The sequence below is a fragment of the Actinomadura sp. HBU206391 genome (genome assembly GCF_014323665.1).
Lineage (GTDB): Bacteria > Actinomycetota > Actinomycetes > Streptosporangiales > Streptosporangiaceae > Actinomadura_C.
Genome location: NZ_JABVEB010000402.1, coordinates 1 through 3,795, shown reverse-complemented (window position 1 = coordinate 3,795; position 3,795 = coordinate 1). Strand labels below are relative to the sequence as shown.

Below are 3,795 nucleotides of genomic sequence, written 5' to 3'. Positions count from 1 at the left end.
CGGCACCGCCGTCGCCTTGGACACGAACGGGATCGTACGGGAGGCACGGGGGTTGGCCTCCAGGACGTAGAGGACCCCCGCCGACAGCGCGTACTGCACGTTGATGAGCCCGCGCACGCCGATCTCCCGCGCGAGGGCCTCGGTCGACTCCCGGATCCGGTCGACCGTCTCGCGGCCTAGCGTGATGGGCGGGAGCGCGCACGCCGAGTCGCCGGAGTGGATGCCGGCCTCCTCGATGTGCTCCATCACCCCGCCGAGGTACAGCTCCTCACCGTCGTAGAGCGCGTCGACGTCGATCTCGATCGCCTCGTCGAGGAACCGGTCGACGAGCACGGGGTGCTCGGCGAGCAGGGCGCTGTGCTTCTCCAGGTACGACTCGAGCGTCGCGTCGTCGTACACGATCTCCATGCCGCGTCCGCCGAGGACGTACGACGGGCGGACCAGGACCGGGTAGCCGATCTCGGCCGCGAGCGCGCGGGCCTCCTCGTAGGACGTGGCCGTGCCGTGCTTCGGCGCGGTCAGGCCGGCGCGGGCGAGGACCCGGCCGAAGGCTCCGCGCTCCTCGGCGAGGTGGATGCTCTCCGGCGACGTGCCGACGATGGCGACCCCGGCCGCCTTGAGCTTGCGCGCCAGGCCGAGGGGGGTCTGCCCGCCGAGCTGCACGATCACCCCGACGACCGTGCCCGTCCGCTGCTCCGCGTGCACGACCTCGAGCACGTCCTCGAGCGTCAGCGGTTCGAAGTAGAGACGGTCGGAGGTGTCGTAGTCGGTCGACACCGTCTCGGGGTTGCAGTTGACCATGACGGTCTCGTAACCGGCCTCCGCCAGCGTGAAGGAGGCGTGCACGCAGCTGTAGTCGAACTCCACGCCCTGGCCGATCCGGTTCGGCCCGCTGCCCAGGATGATCACCTTGGGCCGGTCACCGGACGGGACCTCGGTCTCCTCGTCGTAGGTGGAGTAGAGGTAGGGGGTCTGCGCCGCGAACTCGGCCGCGCAGGTGTCGACCGTCTGGTAGACGGGCCGGACGCCGAGGGCGTGCCGGACCTCGCGCACGACATCCTCGGAGAGCCCCCGCAGAGCGCCGATCTGCACGTCCGAGAAGCCGTACCGCTTGGCGTGCTCCAGCATCTCCCTGGTGAGCGCGTCACTGCGGGACCGCACGTCCTCGGCGACCTGGTTGATCGCGGCGATCTGGTCGAGGAACCACGGGTCGATGCCGGTGGCCTCGTAGAGTTCTCCGACGGTGGCGCCGGCGCGCAGCGCCTCCTGCACCGCGCGCAGACGGCCGTCGTGCGGCCTGCGGCTGCGTTCTACGAGCTCCTGCCGGTCCAGGGCGGGCGCGGCCCAGGAGAACGGCGCAGAGGGCTGCTCCAGCGATCTGAGGGCCTTCTGGAGGGCTTCGGGGAACGACCTGCCGATCGCCATCGCCTCGCCCACCGACTTCATGTGCGTCGTGAGGGTGCCGTCGGCGCCGGGGAACTTCTCGAAGGCGAACCTCGGGACCTTCACCACGACGTAGTCCAGGCTCGGCTCGAAGCTGGCCGGGGTCTCGCGGGTGATGTCGTTGGAGATCTCGTCGAGCGAGTAGCCGATCGCCAGCCTCGCGGCGATCTTGGCGATGGGGAAGCCGGTGGCCTTGGACGCCAGCGCCGACGACCGGCTCACCCGCGGGTTCATCTCGATGACGATGAGCCGGCCGGTGTCCGGTTGGATCGCGAACTGGATGTTGCAGCCGCCGGTGTCGACGCCGACCGCGCGGATCACGGCGATGGCGACGTCGCGCATCCGCTGGTACTCGCGGTCTGTGAGGGTCATCGCCGGCGCGACGGTGATCGAGTCGCCGGTGTGCACGCCCATGGGGTCGACGTTCTCGATCGAGCAGATGACCACCACGTTGTCGTGCCGGTCGCGCATCAGCTCGAGCTCGTACTCCTTCCAGCCGAGGACCGACTCCTCGAGGAGCACCTCGCCGGTCGGGCTCGCGGCGAGCCCGGCACCGGCGATGCGGCGCAGGTCGGTCTCGGTGTAGGCCAGGCCCGATCCGGCGCCGCCCATCGTGAACGACGGGCGCACCACCATCGGGTAGCCGAGCGTCCCGGCCGCCGCCAGGCAGTCCTCCATGGTGTGGCAGACGACCGACCGCGCCACCTCGGCCTCCAGGCGGTCGTCGAGCTGCTCGACGATCGCCTTGAACCGCTCGCGGTTCTCCCCCGCCTCGATGGCGTCGACGTCGGCGCCGATCAGCTCGACGCCGTACTTCTCCAGGACGCCGGCCTCGTGCAGCGCCATCGCGGTGTTGAGGGCGGTCTGGCCGCCGAGCGTGGCCAGCAGGGCGTCCGGCCGTTCCTTGGCGATGACCTTCTCGACGACCTCGGGGGTGATGGGTTCGACATAGGTGGCGTCGGCGAACTCCGGGTCGGTCATGATCGTCGCCGGGTTGCTGTTGACCAGCGAGACCCGCAGGCCCTCGGCCTTGAGCACGCGGCACGCCTGGGTGCCGGAGTAGTCGAACTCGCAGGCCTGGCCTATGACGATCGGCCCGGATCCGATCACCAGGACGGACTTCAGATCTTCACGGCGGGGCATCAGGCTCTCCTGCTCGTCGTCGCGCCGGGCCGCTCCATGAGCTCGCGGAACCGGTCGAACAGACCGGTCGCGTCATGCGGGCCCGGTGCCGCCTCGGGGTGGTACTGGACGCCGAACGCCGGATGGTCCAGCATCCGGAGGCCCTCGACGACGCCGTCGTTGAGGCATATGTGGCTCACCTCGGCGGGCCCGTACGGGGTGTGGAACGGGGCGTCCAGCGGCGCCTCGACCGCGAACCCGTGGTTGTGGCTGGTGATGTGCACCTGTCCCGTGGCACGGTCCCTGACCGGCTGGTTCACCCCGCGGTGCCCGAACCGCAGCTTGTACGTGCCGAGGCCCAGCGCGCGGCCGAGGATCTGGTTACCGAAACAGATTCCGAACACCGGGACGCCGGAGCCGAGGACGCCGCGCATCGCGTCGACCGCGTAGCCGGCCGTGGCCGGGTCGCCCGGGCCGTTGCTGAAGAAGACCCCGTCGGGGTCGAGCCCGAGGATGTCCTCGGCGGTGCTCGTGGCCGGCACCACGTGCACCTCGCAGCCGCGTTCGGCCATGCGGTGCGGGGTCATCGTCTTGATCCCGAGGTCCACGGCGGCGACCCTGAACCGGGCCGGGCCCACGGACGGGACGACGTACGGCTCGGTCGTGCCGACGCCGCGGGCCAGGTCGGCGCCCTCCATCGAGGGGCTCTGCAGGACCCTGGCCACCATCGTCTCGAGATCCGCCGAGGCCGCCTCGCGGCCGCTGAAGATCGCGCCGCGCATGGCGCCCCGCTCCCGCAGGTGCCGGGTGAGCGCCCGGGTGCCGGGCATCGCGACGCCGACGACGCCGTACGCCCGCAGTTCCTCCTCGAGCGAGCGGCGGGCCCGCCAGTTCGAGACGACGCGCGCGGGCTCGCGGACGACGTATCCGGAGACCTGGATCCGATCGGACTCGGGGTCCTCGTCGTTGACGCCGGTGTTGCCGATGTGCGGCGCCGTCATCGCGACGATCTGACCGCGGTAGGAGGGGTCGGTCAGGGTCTCCTGGTAGCCGGTCATGCCGGTGTTGAACACCATCTCGCCGAAGGTCTCGCCCTCGGCGCCGTACCCGCGGCCGTGGAAGATCCGGCCGTCTTCCAGCACCAGGAGCGCGGGCCTGTCCTGTGGATCGAACATCGGTTCACTCTCTGTTCATGGGCGATCGCCGTGCCGCACGCCCGCGCCGACCGGG

General features: G+C 70.8%; 2 protein-coding genes. Both read right to left on the bottom strand.

The window, feature by feature from the left end; translation table 11 throughout:
* Positions 1 to 2,586, bottom strand: a 2,586-nt coding sequence (gene carB, locus HKK72_RS37265) for a carbamoyl-phosphate synthase large subunit (protein WP_187239099.1), incomplete at its 3' end; no start/stop codon positions are given.
* Positions 2,586 to 3,740, bottom strand: a complete 1,155-nt coding sequence (carA, locus tag HKK72_RS37260) for a glutamine-hydrolyzing carbamoyl-phosphate synthase small subunit (RefSeq protein WP_187239098.1) — start codon at positions 3,738 to 3,740, stop codon at positions 2,586 to 2,588. The genes carA and carB, both read right to left, overlap by 1 nt.
* Positions 3,741 to 3,795 lie beyond the last annotated feature (55 nt).